The sequence below is a fragment of the Streptomyces sp. NPDC005863 genome, assembly GCF_042871345.1.
In the GTDB taxonomy this organism is placed as follows: Bacteria; Actinomycetota; Actinomycetes; order Streptomycetales; family Streptomycetaceae; genus Streptomyces.
In genome coordinates, this window is sequence record NZ_JBIAII010000001.1 from 892,210 (window position 1) to 906,451 (window position 14,242).

12 protein-coding genes are annotated in these 14,242 nt (G+C 73.1%); 3 read left to right on the forward strand and 9 right to left on the reverse strand.

Features of this window, described 5'->3' with window-relative positions; genetic code table 11:
* Positions 1–35 precede the first annotated feature (35 nt).
* Entirely contained in the window at positions 36–1,406 is a 1,371-nt protein-coding gene (locus ACFYO9_RS03780; RefSeq protein WP_358777554.1) for an Nramp family divalent metal transporter, read from the reverse strand.
* Positions 1,407–1,536: 130 nt separating this feature from the next.
* On the opposite strand from ACFYO9_RS03780, the gene ACFYO9_RS03785 reads away from it, so the two are divergent.
* Positions 1,537–3,519, forward strand: coding sequence for a caspase family protein (locus tag ACFYO9_RS03785; RefSeq protein WP_358777555.1), 1,983 nt, complete (start codon positions 1,537–1,539; stop codon positions 3,517–3,519).
* Here the strand turns inward: ACFYO9_RS03785 and ACFYO9_RS03790 are convergent.
* From ACFYO9_RS03790 to ACFYO9_RS03820, 7 genes are all read right to left on the reverse strand, one after another.
* Positions 3,498–4,151 (reverse strand): RES family NAD+ phosphorylase, encoded by a 654-nt coding sequence (locus ACFYO9_RS03790; RefSeq protein ID WP_355803360.1) that lies wholly within the window; start codon positions 4,149–4,151, stop codon positions 3,498–3,500. The genes ACFYO9_RS03785 and ACFYO9_RS03790 overlap by 22 nt on opposite strands.
* Positions 4,152–4,153: 2 nt before the next feature.
* Complete coding sequence (locus tag ACFYO9_RS03795; protein ID WP_358777556.1) at positions 4,154–4,825, reverse strand: hypothetical protein; 672 nt, start codon at positions 4,823–4,825, stop codon at positions 4,154–4,156.
* Positions 4,822–5,928: a hypothetical protein gene (locus ACFYO9_RS03800; protein ID WP_358777557.1), complete on the reverse strand. Its 1,107-nt coding sequence runs from the start codon at positions 5,926–5,928 to the stop codon at positions 4,822–4,824. The genes ACFYO9_RS03795 and ACFYO9_RS03800 overlap by 4 nt, the downstream gene beginning before the upstream one ends.
* 127 nt (positions 5,929–6,055) lie before the next feature.
* On the reverse strand, positions 6,056–7,546 hold the full coding sequence (locus tag ACFYO9_RS03805) for a gluconate:H+ symporter (protein ID WP_358777558.1): 1,491 nt from the start codon (positions 7,544–7,546) through the stop codon (positions 6,056–6,058).
* Positions 7,547–7,691: 145 nt separating this feature from the next.
* Positions 7,692–8,102 (reverse strand): RidA family protein, encoded by a 411-nt coding sequence (locus ACFYO9_RS03810; protein ID WP_355803368.1) that lies wholly within the window; start codon positions 8,100–8,102, stop codon positions 7,692–7,694.
* A 5-nt stretch (positions 8,103–8,107) separates the two neighbouring features.
* Positions 8,108–8,884: an IclR family transcriptional regulator gene (locus ACFYO9_RS03815; protein ID WP_355803369.1), complete on the reverse strand. Its 777-nt coding sequence runs from the start codon at positions 8,882–8,884 to the stop codon at positions 8,108–8,110.
* Positions 8,881–9,882 carry a sugar kinase gene (locus tag ACFYO9_RS03820; RefSeq protein ID WP_388666011.1) on the reverse strand — a complete coding sequence of 334 codons (1,002 nt, stop codon included), beginning with the start codon at positions 9,880–9,882 and terminating at the stop codon, positions 8,881–8,883. Before ACFYO9_RS03820 ends, ACFYO9_RS03815 begins: the two co-directional genes overlap by 4 nt.
* A 221-nt stretch (positions 9,883–10,103) precedes the next feature.
* On the opposite strand from ACFYO9_RS03820, the gene ACFYO9_RS03825 reads away from it, so the two are divergent.
* Complete coding sequence (locus ACFYO9_RS03825) at positions 10,104–11,411, forward strand: alanine racemase (protein WP_358777559.1); 1,308 nt, start codon at positions 10,104–10,106, stop codon at positions 11,409–11,411.
* 534 nt (positions 11,412–11,945) lie between these two features.
* Entirely contained in the window at positions 11,946–13,559 is a 1,614-nt protein-coding gene (locus ACFYO9_RS03830) for a D-aminoacylase (protein ID WP_358777560.1), read from the forward strand.
* 97 nt (positions 13,560–13,656) lie between these two features.
* Here ACFYO9_RS03830 and ACFYO9_RS03835 read toward each other — a convergent pair whose 3' ends face one another.
* A complete protein-coding gene (locus tag ACFYO9_RS03835; protein ID WP_358777561.1) occupies positions 13,657–14,211 on the reverse strand; it encodes a hypothetical protein in 555 nt (184 codons plus the stop codon).
* Positions 14,212–14,242: the final 31 nt, after the last annotated feature.

The window sequence follows — 14,242 nt, forward strand, 5'->3', positions numbered from 1 at the left end:
CCCCGGCGGCGCTGCCGTGTCTCACCGGCCGTGTCTCACCAGGGCAGGTCGCGCACCTGTTGCACGCAGAGGACGAGGAAGAGCAGGCCCGCGCCCGCGAGCATGACGTTGCTGACGATGCCGTTGCGCCACTGCGGGGGCGTGCGCGAGGAGTTGAGCAGCCAGAGCAGCGTGAGGGCGAGGAACGGCATGAAGAACGCGCCGAGCACGCCGTACGCGATGACGAGGCCGAACGGCTCGTCCAGGAAGAGCAGGCCCATCGGCGGGAAGGTCAGCCAGAGCAGATATGCCCGGAACGGCAGGGACTTCTCGCGCTTGCCGGCCGCGACCTCCTCGACCATGCCGCCCTCGGCCGCGCCGGCTTCGGCAGTGCCGCCCCCGGCCGCCGTACCGTCCCCGGCCGCCTCGGCCGCCCCGCCGTCGCGCTCGCGCCGCAGCCGCTCCACGAAGTCCGCGAACATCAGGCTCACGCCGTGCCAGACACCCATCAGGGCGCCGAAGGACGTGGCGAAGAAGCCGAACAGGAAGAGCTTCGCGGTGACCACGCCGAACTTGTCCGCCAGGACGTCGCCGAGGTCGATCAGGCCCCGGTCGCCGGAGGTGAGGGCGATGTTCGTGGAGTGCAGGAGCTCGGCGCCGATGATCATCATGGCGACGACGAAGACGCCGGTCGTGAGGTAGGCGACGCGGTTGTCCAGGCGCATCACCTTGAGCCAGCTGATGTCGGTCCAGCCCTTGGAGTTCACCCAGTACCCGTACGCGGCCATGGTGATGGTGCCGCCGACGCCGCCGATCAGGCCGAGGGTGTAGAGCAGGGAGCCGTCCGGCAGGACCGGGGCGAGGCCGGCGAGGGCGTTGCCGAGGTCGGGGGCGACGCGGATGGCGACGTACACGACGATCAGGAACTTCATGCCGATGACGATCGTCATGGCCTTCTCGAACACGGCGTACCGGTTGAACCAGACGAAGGCGAGCCCCAGCAGGCCGCAGATGACCGCCCACGTCTTCAGGCCAGGACCGTCCGGGAAGAGCGCGACCAGCGGCAGGGCGCTGGACGACATGGCCGTGGCGCCGTACACGAAGCCCCAGATGACCACGTAGACCGCGAAGTAGTAGGTGGTCCACCGCCCCAGGGTGCGCCAGCCCTCGAAGAGCGTGCGCCCGGTGGCCAGGTGCCAGCGTCCGGTCGCCTCGGCGAGCGAGATCTTCACCAGACAGCCGATGATCGCGGCCCACAGCAGGGTGTAGCCGAACTTGCTGCCCGCGATGAGCGTCGCCACCAGGTCGCCCGCGCCGACGCCGGTGGCCGCGACGACGATGCCGGGGCCCACGTACTTCCAGCTCGCCTTGCGCAGCGGGGGGCCCGCTTCGCCGGCGGCGGTGCCACTGCCTGTCGTTTCAGCCATGCCGATCAAGAAAGCGCATCGCCGCGCTCGGCACAAGGGGTCGGTGCCTCCCGAACGCCGCCGGAACACGCCCAGTTGACGACCCGCGGATCGCGACCGAGCGGCCGGCGGCGCTGTCAGACTCTCTGGCATGGGGACGATCTACGCGCTCATGGTCGGCATCAACGACTACCCGCGCCGAACGGCGACGCCGCTCACCGGCTGCGTCAACGACATCACCGCGGCCCGGCGGCTGCTCGCCGACCGCACGGGCGGCGCGGCGCGGATCCGGGTGCTGCTGGACGCCGAGGCGACCGTGGCGGCCGTCGTCGACGCCGTCGAGCGGCATCTGGGCTCGGCGGGCCCCGGCGACACGGCGCTGCTCTGGTTCTCCGGGCACGGCACCGAGTGGCGGGCGACCGGCGCGGATCTGCTGATCGAGGCCACCGGCCGCAACCAGGCCCTGGTCTGCGCGGACGGCCCGCTGCCCGACAAGCGGCTCGGCGCCCTGCTCGCCTCGGTCGCCGCCCGCGGCCCGCACACCGCGGCCGTCCTGGACTGCTGCTACTCCGGGGGCGCGACCCGCGACGCGGAGCTCACCGCCCGCTGGACGCCGCCCGCCGCCGAGTGGCCGCGCACCGCCGAGTGGCCGCGCACCGCGCTCACCGGCGCCCGTGACCTGCCCGTCCCCGACGGCTCCCCGCGCCATGTGCTCCTCGCCGCCAGCCGGCTCGACCAGCTCTCCTACGAGGGGGAGTTCGGGGGCCGCAGGCACGGCGCGTTCACGCACGCGCTGCTCGGCGTCGTACGGGAGGCGGGGCCGGGCGCCACGTACCGGGAGCTGCTCGCCGCGGCCGACGCCAGGCTGCAGCGCAACGGGGGCGGTCAGCAGCCGGTGCTGTATCCGGCGGACGCCGGTGGCGTGGCCGACCTGCCGTTCCTGGGCGGCGCCGTCGCGCGGGCGCCCGGTCCCTATCTGCTGCGGTACGGCGTGGACGGCTGGGAGGTGGACTGCGGCAGCGGGCACGGGCTGCGGGAGGGCGCGGGAGCCTTCGGCACGGAGTTCACGGTGCTCGCGCCCGGCACGGAGGCGCTGCCGGAGGGCACCGTCGTCCGCGCCCGCGCCGTGCACGGCCACCGCACGCTCGTCGACCTCGCCGACGGCACGCCGTCGACCGGCCGGGCCTACCCGGTGACGCTCTCCGCGCTCGCCGCGGCCCCGGCGACGGTGACCCTCACCGTTCCCGAAAGGCCCGAAGCACCCGAGGCGCCCGAACGGCACGCGGCCGCAAGCGAGTTGGGCGACGTCCTGGCCACCGCTTCCCCACTGGTACGTGTGGTGGCCACCCCGCAGGAGGCGGCGGACCTGCACTTCCGGGTCGTCGTGGGCGGGTCGTCGGCGCAGGTACTGCGGCGGGACGGCAGCCCGTTCGTCGAACCGCTGCCGCTGGCCGGGCCCGGCGACGCCCGGCGCGTCGCCGACTGCCTGGCCCATCTGGCACGCTGGCACCAGCTGCGCGACCTCACCGCACGCCCCTCACCCCTGGACGGCCTGGTCCGCGTGGAGATCACGCCCTGGGACGCGCCGGAGGACGGACCGCTCCTGCCGGACGGCAGCGGCGAGATCACCTGCCCCTACACGACCGGGCCCGAAGGACCGCGGCCGCCCTGGGTCTCCGTCCGGCTGCACAACCGCTCCCCCAGCCGTGCGCTGTGGTGCCTCCTGCTCGACCTGACCGACAGCTACGCCGCCGACCCGGCGCTGTACCCGGGCCACTTCATCGCGCCCGGCGGCACCGGCCACGCCCTGGACGGCGAGCCGGTGCGGCTTTCGCTGCCGCCGGGCCGTCCCGCCGTGCCGGGGGCCGAGGTGCGGGACTGGCTCAAGCTCGTGGTGGCCGAGTCGGAGCTCAACACGCTGCCGTTCCAACTGCCCGCGTGGGGCGCGCACTCCAGCGCCTCCCGCTTCGGCCCGGCGGACGGCGGCGACGGGGTGCTGCGGATCCGGCCGCACACGACACGGGACTTCGGCCGGGCCGGCGCGGGCTCACCGGGGCGGTGGACGGCGCGCACGATCGCGGTGCGGACGGTGGTCCCGGGCGGGGAGCTGGATCAGGGCGCGAGCCGCGCGTAGTACGGCTCCAGGACGGAGCTGAGCCACCGGTCGCCGTCCTCGGTGCCGAAGTCGACCGGCACCTCGTCCACCGTCTCGACCGCGCCCCGCGGACACCGGTCGCCGAAGAGCAGCACCGTACGGTCCTCCGGCTCGCGCTTGGAGCGCCACACGAAGCCCTGCGCCCACGGGTCGGTGTGGTCGCGGATCCAGTGCGCCCAGTCACGCGTGTACGCGTAGTCGATCGCCTCGGCCTGCACCAGCCAGGTGTCCTGGTGGACGCCGGCCAGATCCTGCGCGGTCATCAGCGACACGACGGTCACGTCGGCGGCGAGCCGCAGCGTGGTCAGCCGCCGCCCGCGCACGCTCACCCGCGGCACCAGGCGCGGGCCGCCCGCCGGGTCGAACGGCAGCGACCGAAGCAGCGTCTCGCAGACCGCGGCCACCGGGCTCAGTCCCGCGTAGAGATAGCCGTACGGGTCGCAGCCCGTGCCGTCGAAGCGCCCGCCGCCGTACAGGCAGTGCGCGGGGTTGGGGTTGAACGCGGTGGCGTCCCGGCGTGCGGAGTGCACGCGGTACAGGACGGTGCCCCGGGGCAGGGTGGTCTTGACGGGGGTGGCGCTCAGCCGGTCGGGCGGCCGGTAGTTCGGCACGGCTACTCACCCCCCATCAGGAACCGTGCGGTGTCGGCGAGTTGGCGGTCGCGGCCGGTGCCGAGCAGCCGGGCGGGGCGGGTGCCGAGCCAGGCGTTGTCGGACAGCCACCAGTCCGCGGCGCCCCACGGGTCGCGGTCGGCCTCCAGCAGGGTGTTGACCTCCAGGACGATCCGCCAGGGCATCGCGTCCTCGGAGAACTGGAAGCGCGGCAGCCGCGGCAGGCCGCCCGCGCCGGGCAGCCTGATCAGCTCGGGCGCGAACGGGTTGCCGCCGTGCCGCAGCACCGCGTCGGCGTCCAGCGCGGGCGCGGCGAGCAGCCGTTCGCGGACCGGGCCGAGCACCGGGCCGACCATGCGGTGCCCGTCGATGAGCAGCACGGCGAGGTCCTCCACACGAAAGCCCTGGTAGCCGACGCCGCCACCGGTGGCCGTGTCCGGCCCGGCGTCGGCGGTGAGCCGCGCCTCGCCCGCCGCGCCGAACTCCTCGGGCAGCCGCTCCCGCAGCAGCCAGGCCGCCCGGTCGGCCGCGTCCCGGCGCACGGACTCGTCCTCGCCCCGGCCGCGCACCACCCCGAGGAGCGCGGCGAGCCGGTCGCGCAGCGGCTGGTCGAGCCGGTCGGCGATGCGGTCCCAGAACGCGGCGGCGGCCGCGAGCACGGCGTACGGGTTCATGGCGTCCCCCGGTCGGCGAGCCCGGCGAGCAGCCTCTCGACGAGGTCGGCCCGCGCGTGGCGGCGTACGACGAAGTGGATGTCCCAATCGGCGCCCCGGGCGAGCTCCGCCTCCACCGCAGCCCACAGCGCGCCGAAGCTCTCCAGCGGCGGCAGGCCGCCCCGGCCCGCGCCGAGCAGCGGCAGACAGACCGAGGTGAGCGGCGGATCGCTCGCCCGGGACTCCTCGGCGAGCAGCGCGAAGACGCGGGCCACGCCGCGAGTGACGTCGGCGGCCTGCACGTCGTAGTCGTTGGTCTCGGGGCGGGGCATGGCGACGGCCACGTGGTAGATCCGCCGCAGGCCCTGCTCGGCGAGGGCGCCCGCGGAGGTGGCGACGACCGTGCCCGGCAGGGCCGCCCGGCCCGGTGTCCCGTGCCGGGCGACCCATCCCCGTAGCTCGTCGTGGACCTGGTCCTCGACGACTCCCCCCGTGGGGTCCTTGTGGGCGCCCGCCCGGCGCAGGGTCGCCGAGACCGACGACTTGTAGGGGGCGGGCAGCGCGAAGTACGTGTTGGTCGGCGAGACGACGACGTCGATGTCGCGCAGCAGGTCCACCGAGTGGACGTGCACGGTGACGGGGACGGTGCGGCCGTGCAGGGCGAGCCGGAGTCCGCGGTGGGCGGCGGGAAGTCCGGCCGCTCCGGGACCGGGCTCCCCCGCGGCCCCGGGCGGCCGGACGGCTATGCCGACGACCTGCTCGGCGATCTGTCCGAGCACCATCAGCTCGTGGTGCTTGCGGAAGCGTTCGACGCTGACCCCGTACACCTGGGCGGCGCGCCGGCGGCGGTCGGCGGGCGGCCAGTCGCGGGTGCCCTGGGCGAGGCCCAGGGTGTACTCGGCGGCGGTCTGCAGGCTGCCGCCGCCGATCCCGAAGACGGCGGTCCGCAGCAGCCGCTCGACGGCCGTCCCGGGCAACTCGCCCTCGGAGCTGGACAGTTGCGTGGCGATGCGGCTCAGCTCGGGCGTGTCGATCTCCCGCAGCCTGACGACGCCGGCTCGCCGCACCTTCCTCACCTCCGCGAGTACTGTCCCGTGGTCGGGCGGGCGCGGAGCTGCTGACATGGCGGAAAGGATCGCACCGGGCCCGCAGCACCACAAGCCCGTTCGGGCCTGCCCGCACCCTCCATTGCACACCACGGCCCGGTCGAACTCCGGTTGCCCGCAGGGCAGTTACGGGTCGTCGTACGCGCTAGACGAAGAGGCTGACCACGCCCGCCACGGCGAATCCGGCCACCGAGAGGACCGACTCAAGCACCGTCCACGTCTTGAGCGTGTCCCGCTCGCTGATGCCGAAGTACTTCGCCACCATCCAGAAGCCGCCGTCGTTGACGTGCGAGGCGAAGATGGAGCCCGCCGAGATGGCCATGATGACCAGGGCGGTGAAGGCCTGCGAGTAGTCGCCCTCGGAGAGCAGCGGGGCGACGATGCCCGCCGTGGTGACGATGGCGACCGTCGCCGAGCCCTGGGCGACGCGCAGGATCAGCGAGAGCAGGTAGGCGAGGACGATGATGGGCAGGCCCACGTCCTGGAAGGTGTCCGAGATGGCGCCGGCCACGCCGCTGCCCTTGAGGACCGCGCCGAAGATGCCGCCCGCGCCGACCACCAGGAGGATGTTGCCGACCGGCTTGAGGGAGGCGGTCGAGACGGTCTCCAGGGACTTGCGGGACCAGCCGCGCCGGATGCCCAGCAGGTAGTACGCCATGAGCAGCGCGATCGTCAGGGCGACGAAGGGGCTGCCGAAGAACTCGATGACGGACCGGAAGGTCGACGGGTCGAAGGCGATCGAGGAGAAGGTCGCGAGCAGGATGAGCACCAGCGGCGTGCCGATGATGGTGAAGACCGTGCCCAGCGACACCGGCTTCTCCCGCGGGGCCACACCGGCCGCGCTCTGCTCGGCGAGGACCGCGGCCCGCGCCTCCTCGGCGGCCTCGACCATGTCCTGCGGCACGGGTACGAAGATGCGCTTGCCGATCCACGCCGCGTACGCCCAGGCGGCGAGGACCGCGGGGATGCCGCAGACGATGCCCATCAGGATGATCCAGCCGAGGTCCACCTTCAGCAGACCGGCGGCGGCGACCGGGCCGGGGTGCGGCGGCAGGAAGGCGTGGGTCATGGAGAGACCCGCGAGCAGCGGGAGGCAGTAGAGGAGGATCGACTTGCCGCTGCGCTTGGCGGCGGCGTACACGATCGGCGCGAGGACGAAGATGCCCACGTCGAAGAAGACGGGGACGCCGAAGATCAGACCCGTCAGGCCCATCGCGAGGGGCGCGCGCTTCTCGCCGAAGAGGCCGAGGAGGCGGGAGGCGAGGACCTCGGCGCCGCCGGAGACCTCCAGGATCGCGCCGAGCATCGTGCCGAGCCCGATGATGATCGCCACATGGCCGAGGATGCCGCCCATGCCGGTCTCGATGACCGAGACGGCGTCGGACTTCTGGACGGTGCCGAAGAGTTCGGTGACGGAGAGGCCGGCCGCGAGGCCGACGGCTATGGAGACCGCGAGGAGCGCCACGAAGGGCTGCAGCCTGACCTTGATGATCAGGAAGAGCAGCAGCAGGATGCCGAGCGCGGCGACGGTCAGCAGGCCGGGGGTGCCGTCGATCAGGGCGAGCAGGCCGCCGGTGTGCGGTGGCGTCTCGGGGGCGGGGGCGGCCGCGAGCACGGCGGTGTGGAACGGGGACATCGTTGACCTCGTAAGTGCATGGGGAGGGGGTCTGGGGGCCTCCCCCAGAAGACACAGCCGGGGCAGGGGGGATCGCGGCACGGCGCCCCCTGCGAGAGGGGCGCCGCGCCGTGACGACGAACGGCTTGCTGGGTGCGGATGTGGCTCAGCCGAGGACGGCGAGCGCGTCGATCTCGATGAGCAGGCCCTTGGGCAGGCCCACGTAGACGGTGGTGCGGGCGGAGGCGGGGGCCTTCAGGCCCTGCTCCTCGAAGTAGGCGTTGTAGATCTCGTTCATCTCCGCGAAGTGGTCCACGTCCGTGAGGTAGACGCGCATCATCATCACGTCGTCCCAGCTCGCGCCGCCCTCTTCGAGGATCGCCTTGACGTTGGCGAAGGTCTGGAGGGTCTGCTCGCGCAGGGTCGGGCCCGCGGGGGTGGGGGCCTTGCCCTCCTCGGCGGGGAGGAAGCCGACCTGACCGGCGACCTGAAGGATGTTGCCCTTCTTCACGCCGTGGGAGAACTTCGCGGGCGGGGTGGTGTGGGTGGCCGGGGTGAGTGCGGTCTTCTCGGTCATGCTGTTCAGGCTTCCTTCAGAGGGGCGGTTTTCGCCTCCGGAGCGGCTCCGGAGTACTCCCGGCTGATGGCGTCCGCGGTACGGCGGACCAGCGGGAGCAGGGTGAGGAGTTCCTCGGCGGTGACGACGACGTTCGGTGCGGACACCGACATGGCGGCGACGACACGCCCGTCCGCACCGCGGATGGGGGCCCCGATGCAGTTGATGGACTCCTCGTGGCCACCGAGGTCGGTGGCCCAGCCCTGTTCGCGCACCTTCTCCAACTCGCGCAGGAACGCGGCGGCGTTGGGCGTCGAACGGGACGTGTAGGTGGGGTAGTCGAGCTTCTCCGCGATGGCGCGGCGCTCGGCCTCCGGGAAGTCGGAGAGCAGCAGCTTGGCGACGGCGGCGACGGTGATCGCCACCGGCTTGCCGATACGGGAGTACATCCGCACCGGATAGCGGCTCTCGACCTTGTCGATGTAGAGGACCTCCTGCTCCTCGTAGACGGCGAGGTGGACCGTGTGGCCGCACTTCTCGTTGAGGGCGAGGAGGTGGGGGTGGGCGATCTCGCGGACGTCGAGGCTCTCGACGGCCTGCTGGGCGAGGGCGAAGAGGCGGGCGCCGAGCCGGTAGCGCTGGTCGGACTGGCGGAAGACCAGGCCGTGTTCGTGGAGGGTGCGCAGGAGCCGCAGGGCCGTGGACTTGTGCACGTCGAGGCGGTCGGCGACCTGGCCGAGGTCGGCGGGGCCCTCGGCGAGCAGCGGCAGGATGGAGAGCGCTCGGTCGACGGTCTGGCTCATGGGGTACGTACCTCCTCCTCGGCCTCGGTGTCCTGTGGGACGTGGTCCGTCCAGCCGGGGCCGAGACGAAGTGTCTCCCAGGCGGCGTCGTCCAGGGCGGCGAGGCGGTCGGCGTGCGTGCGGGCGGGGGGCGTGGCGAGGTCGCCGGGGACGGTGAGCGCGGCGGCGGCCATGAGGTGGCCGTGGCGCAGGCACCGGTCGGCGGGTAGGCCGCGCAGGGTGGCGGAGAGGAAACCGGCGGCGAAGGCGTCGCCGGCACCGACGGGCGCGACGACGTCGACGCGCAGGGCGGCCCGGAAGACGGGGGCCTCGCCGTGCCGGTGGACGGTGGCGCCGCGGCTGCCCTGCTTCACCACGAGGGTGGCGGGCTCGGGCAGGGCGGCGCGGATCGCGTCGGGCCCGCCGGTGACGCCCCAGGCGGCCGCGGCCTCGTCCTCGCCGACGAAGACGAGGTCGGCGCCGCGGGCGAGGTCGAGCAGGACGCCGGGGCCGTCCGCCGCGTCCTTCCACAGTCCGGGGCGGTGGTTGACGTCGAAGGAGACGAGCGGGGCGCGGTCCGCACGCCGGGTGCAGAGGTGGCGTACGAGGGCGAGGCAGTCGGCGGAGAGGGCGGGGGTGATGCCGGACAGGTGCAGGACGCGTCCCGCGGCGAGGGCGTCCTCGTCCACCGAGCCCGGTGACATGGCGGAGGCGGCGGAGCCCGCGCGGTAGTAGACGACCTCGTGGGTGTCGGTGTCGCGGTCGTCGGCGGTGCGGAAGTAGATGCCGGTGGGGCGGTGCGGGTCGCGGCCGACGGCGGAGGTGTCCACTCCGTAGCCGCCGATCGTCTCGATCAGGTGGTCGCCGAAGCCGTCGGCGCCGACCCGGCTGACCCAGCGGGCGGTGTGCCCGGCGGCGGCCAGCGCGCAGGCGACGTTGGACTCGGCGCCGCCGATCCCGCGGTCGAAGGAGGGCACGTCGGCGAGGCGGCCGGGCCGCGCGGGCAGGAAGGTGACCATGGACTCGCCGAGTGCCACGACGTCCACCACTGCCTCTGCGGCCCTCTGCGCGGCTGCCTGTGCGGCTGTCGCTGCGGCTGCCTGTGCGGTCACGTTCTTCCAGCCCCTCAACCGACTCTCCGGATCCGTTGACCCGGCGTTGGCTCGGATGTTAGACAGCAGTAAGCGACATACGCAATGACTGTTGCACATGATGCAACGCACTCCTGGAGGAGGCGCCCATGGCCGCCGACAACGCCGTCGAACGTCCCGCCGATTCAGCCGCCGAACGGCTGGCCGGCCTCGCTCAGGAGCGGGTCGACCACCGCTTCAAGGGACTGCCGCCGGACGCCGAGGGGCTGACGGTGGGCGAGCTCGCGGCGCAGCGGCGCAACCTCTTCACCGGCGGCTTCACCACCCCGGTCCTCGCGCTCTCCGCCGAGCGCCTGGAGCACAACCTCGCCCTCATGGAGACATACGCCGAACGGCACGGCCTGGCCTTCGCGCCGCACGGCAAGACGTCGATGGCCCCGCAGCTCTTCGCCCGCCAGCTGGAGCGCGGCGCCTGGGGCATCACCCTCGCCGTCCCCCACCAGGTGCGCGTGGCACGGCGGTTCGGCGTGGAGCGGATCTTTCTCGCCAACGAACTGGTCGACGCGGCGGCGCTGCGCTGGCTCGCGGCCGAGCTGGGCGCGGACCCCTCCTTCCGCTTCATCTGTTACGTGGACTCCGTGCGCGGCGTCGAGCTGATGCACGCCGCCCTGAGCGCGGCCGGCGCGAGCCGCCCCGTGGACGTGGTCGTGGAGCTGGCCGCGGGCGACGGCGCGCGCACCGGTGTACGGACCGGGGCGGAGTGCTTCGAGATCGCCCACGCCGTCGCGGCCGCGGACACCCTGCGGCTCGTGGGCGTCGCCGGGTACGAGGGGGAGGTGCCGCAGGCGTCCACGGAGACGGTGACGGCGTGGCTGCGCGGGCTGGTCGCGCTGGTCGGCGAGTTCGACGCGGCGGGGCTCTTCGCGGACCTGCCGGAGATCGTGGTCAGCGCGGGCGGCAGCGCGTGGTTCGACGCGGTGGCGTCGGTCTTCGCGGAGATCGGCGAACTCTCGCGCCCGGTACTGAAGTTGCTGCGCTCCGGTGCGTACGTGTCGCACGACGACGGCCACTACAAGCATCTGACGCCGTTCAACCGGGTGCCGCAGGAGGGCGCGCTGGAGCCCGCGTTCCGGCTGTGGGCCCAGGTGGTGTCGCGGCCCTCCGCGGAGCAGGCGTTCACCAACGCGGGCAAGCGGGACGCGGCGTACGACCTCGACCTGCCCGAGGCGCAGGTCGTACGGCGCGGCGGGGCGGAGTGGCCGGCGACCGGGGTCGCGGTCACCGGCCTCTCCGACCAGCACGGGTGGCTCACGACGTCACCGGAGGCGGAACTCGCCGTGGGCGACTGGCTGGGGATGGGGCTGTCGCACCCGTGCACGGCCTTCGACAAGTGGGAGTTGATTCCGGTGGTGGAGGGGGATGGGGTGGTCGTGGACTACATCCGAACGTATTTCTGACCCCTGGGTCTCGGACGGATCCCTGGACCGCCGCTGCGCGGCGGAGGCGTCCGCGTCGCCCCCGGCCGCCCGTCGGCCGGCCCCGCGGTGGGCGGCAGCCCCGTCCCGCCGCTGCGCGGCGGAGCCTTCCGTCACCTGTCGGCTGAACCGCCGTCGGTGGCAGCCCTATACCGCCGCTCCGCGGCGGAACCATCCCCACCCACCCACCCGTTCACCCCGCAACGCAGGGCGAGCGTAGGAGCCCCCAACCGTCCGTCACCTGTCGGCTGAACCGCCGTCGGTGACAGCCCCATACCGCCGCTCCGCGGCGGAGCCATCCCCACCCGCCCGCCCGTTTGCCCCGCGACGCAGCGCGGGCGTAGGAGGACCCCCCACCCCCTACCGTTCGCCGCCAACGGCGGTCCCCTCCCACCGCGGCCACCCGCACCCGGCCGCGAGAGCCGCACGGGTGGTGCGGGTGGGAACACTCAACCCGGCCGGAGGCCGGGTGCACCACCCCACACCTGAAGCCGAACGCAGAGGAAAGGCACCACCATGGACCTGGTGATCCGCGACGCACGCGTCATAGACGGCACCGGAGGTGCCTCCTACCGCGCCGACGTCGCCGTACACGACGGCAGGATCACGGAGATCCACCCGGAGGGAACGGCCCGGCCCCGCCCCGCGGGGATGGCCACCCTCGACGCCCAGGGCCTCGCGCTGGCGCCCGGTTTCATCGACATGCACGCCCACAGCGACCTCGCCCTGCTCAGGGACCCCGAACACACCGCGAAGGCGGCCCAGGGCGTCACCCTGGAGGTCATCGGCCAGGACGGCCTCAGCTACGCCCCCGTGGACGACCGCACGCTCGCCCAGGTCCGCCGGGCCATCACGGGATGGAACGGCGACGGCAGCGACATCGACTTCTCGTGGCGCACCGTCGGCGGTTATCTCGACGCCCTGGACACCGCCCACGGCGGCCGCGGCATCGCCGTGAACGCCGCCTACCTCATCCCCCAGGGCACCGTCCGCATGTACGCGCTCGGCTGGGACGACCGGCCGGCCGGCCCCGCCGAGATCGACCGGATGAAGCAGCTCGTCGCGGAGGGGCTGCGGGAGGGCGCCGTCGGCATGTCGTCGGGGCTCACGTACACGCCCGGCATGTACGCCGACGACTCCGAGCTCACCGAGCTCTGCAAGGTCGTGGCCGGGTTCAACGGCTACTACTGCCCCCACCACCGCAGTTACGGCGCCGGCGCCCTCCAGGCGTACGAGGAGATGGTGGACCTCACCCGGATCGCGAACTGCCCCCTCCATCTCGCGCACGCCACGATGAACTTCGGCGTGAACAAGGGCAAGGCGCCGGACCTCCTCGCCCTCCTCGACGACGCCCTGGCCGGCGGCGCCGACATCACCCTGGACACGTATCCGTACACCCCCGGCTGCACCACGCTCGTGGCGATGCTGCCGAGCTGGGCCAGTGAGGGCGGCCCGGACGCCATCCTCGCCCGGCTCCAGGACGACGCGAGCGCCGAGAAGATCCGCCACCACATGGAGGTCATCGGCGCCGACGGGTGCCACGGCGTGCCCATCGAGTGGGACACCATCGAGATCTCCGGCGTGAGCGACCCCGGGCTTGCCTCCTGCGTCGGCAAGACGATCGCGCGGTCCGCCGCCCAGCGCGGCGAGGAGCCGTGGGTCACCGCGCGCCGGCTGCTCATCGACGACAAGCTGGGTTCGACGATTTTGCAGCACGTCGGGCACGAGGAGAACGTCCGGGCGATCATGCGCCACCGCGTGCACACCGGTGGCAGCGACGGCATCCTGCAGGGCTTCAAGCCGCACCCGCGCGCGTACGGCACGTTCCCGCAGTATCTCGGGCGCTACGCACGGGAGTTGGGCGTCATGTCGCTGGAGGAGACGGTCGCCCACCTCACCTCGCGCCCCGCCGCCCGTCTGCGCCTGCCCGACCGGGGCCTCGTCCGCGAGGGCTACCGCGCCGACCTGGTCCTCTTCGACCCGGAGACGGTCGCGGCGGGCTCGACGTTCGAGGCGCCCCGCACCCTGCCCACCGGCATCCCGCACGTCCTGATCGACGGCAGGTTCGTGATGCGGGACGGCCGGCGCACGGACGTCCTGGCGGGCCGCTCCGTACGCCGCACCCCATGACCGGGGGGCCCGCGTGACCCGGGCCCCGGGCCGCTACGTCCTCACTTCTTCTTGCCCTTGATGTCGATGTGGGCGTTGAACTTCGCGCCCACGATCGTCACGAACACGTTGCCCTGCCGCCCGCGCGTGGCCAGCGTGTCCCCGACCTGCCCTTGCCGACGGCCTCCTTGTCCTGGATCTTGCCCGCGCGGAGGTTCGTGAACTGGCTGTAGCGCTGCTCGGCCAGCTCGGCCGCCTCCGCCCACTCCTCCTGGAAGGCGGCGTACTCGGACTCCGTCATGCCCGAACCGAACGTGAAGTTGGGGTGGTTGGCCTCCTCGTAGTGGTGCCTGCACAGGTCGAGGAGCAGACCGGCGTCGCTCTTCTGTCCGACCTCCTTCAGCAGCGAGTCGGCCTGCTTCTGGATGACCGCCTTGCGTTCCTTCACCCGGTCCGCGTGCCGCTGCTCGCGCACGTCGTCGTCGAGGGTCTTCTTGGCCGCGGCCAGGCCGTTGTCCTTGTCCTCGTAGGTCGCGACGCGGACGGAGGCGTCCCGCTTGCGCTGCGGGATCAGTCCCCAGGGCAGGCCGATCGACGCGCTGTACTCCGTGAGCAGTTCGGTCGCTTCCGTCTCGTCGTTCGCGTACTCGACGTGCCCGATCGTCTTGGTCACGATGCCCCCTCGCTCCCCGCCGGCCCGTCCG

Coding starts and splice junctions, on each gene's coding strand:
- ACFYO9_RS03780 (WP_358777554.1), bottom strand. CDS start 1,406: ATGGCTGAAACGACAGGCAGTGGCACCGCCGCCGGCGAAGCGGGCCCC.
- ACFYO9_RS03785 (WP_358777555.1), top strand. CDS start 1,537: ATGGGGACGATCTACGCGCTCATGGTCGGCATCAACGACTACCCGCGC.
- ACFYO9_RS03795 (WP_358777556.1), bottom strand. CDS start 4,825: ATGAACCCGTACGCCGTGCTCGCGGCCGCCGCCGCGTTCTGGGACCGC.
- ACFYO9_RS03800 (WP_358777557.1), bottom strand. CDS start 5,928: ATGTCAGCAGCTCCGCGCCCGCCCGACCACGGGACAGTACTCGCGGAG.
- ACFYO9_RS03805 (WP_358777558.1), bottom strand. CDS start 7,546: ATGTCCCCGTTCCACACCGCCGTGCTCGCGGCCGCCCCCGCCCCCGAG.
- ACFYO9_RS03810 (WP_355803368.1), bottom strand. CDS start 8,102: ATGACCGAGAAGACCGCACTCACCCCGGCCACCCACACCACCCCGCCC.
- ACFYO9_RS03815 (WP_355803369.1), bottom strand. CDS start 8,884: ATGAGCCAGACCGTCGACCGAGCGCTCTCCATCCTGCCGCTGCTCGCC.
- ACFYO9_RS03820 (WP_388666011.1), bottom strand. CDS start 9,882: ATGGTCACCTTCCTGCCCGCGCGGCCCGGCCGCCTCGCCGACGTGCCC.
- ACFYO9_RS03825 (WP_358777559.1), top strand. CDS start 10,104: ATGGCCGCCGACAACGCCGTCGAACGTCCCGCCGATTCAGCCGCCGAA.
- ACFYO9_RS03830 (WP_358777560.1), top strand. CDS start 11,946: ATGGACCTGGTGATCCGCGACGCACGCGTCATAGACGGCACCGGAGGT.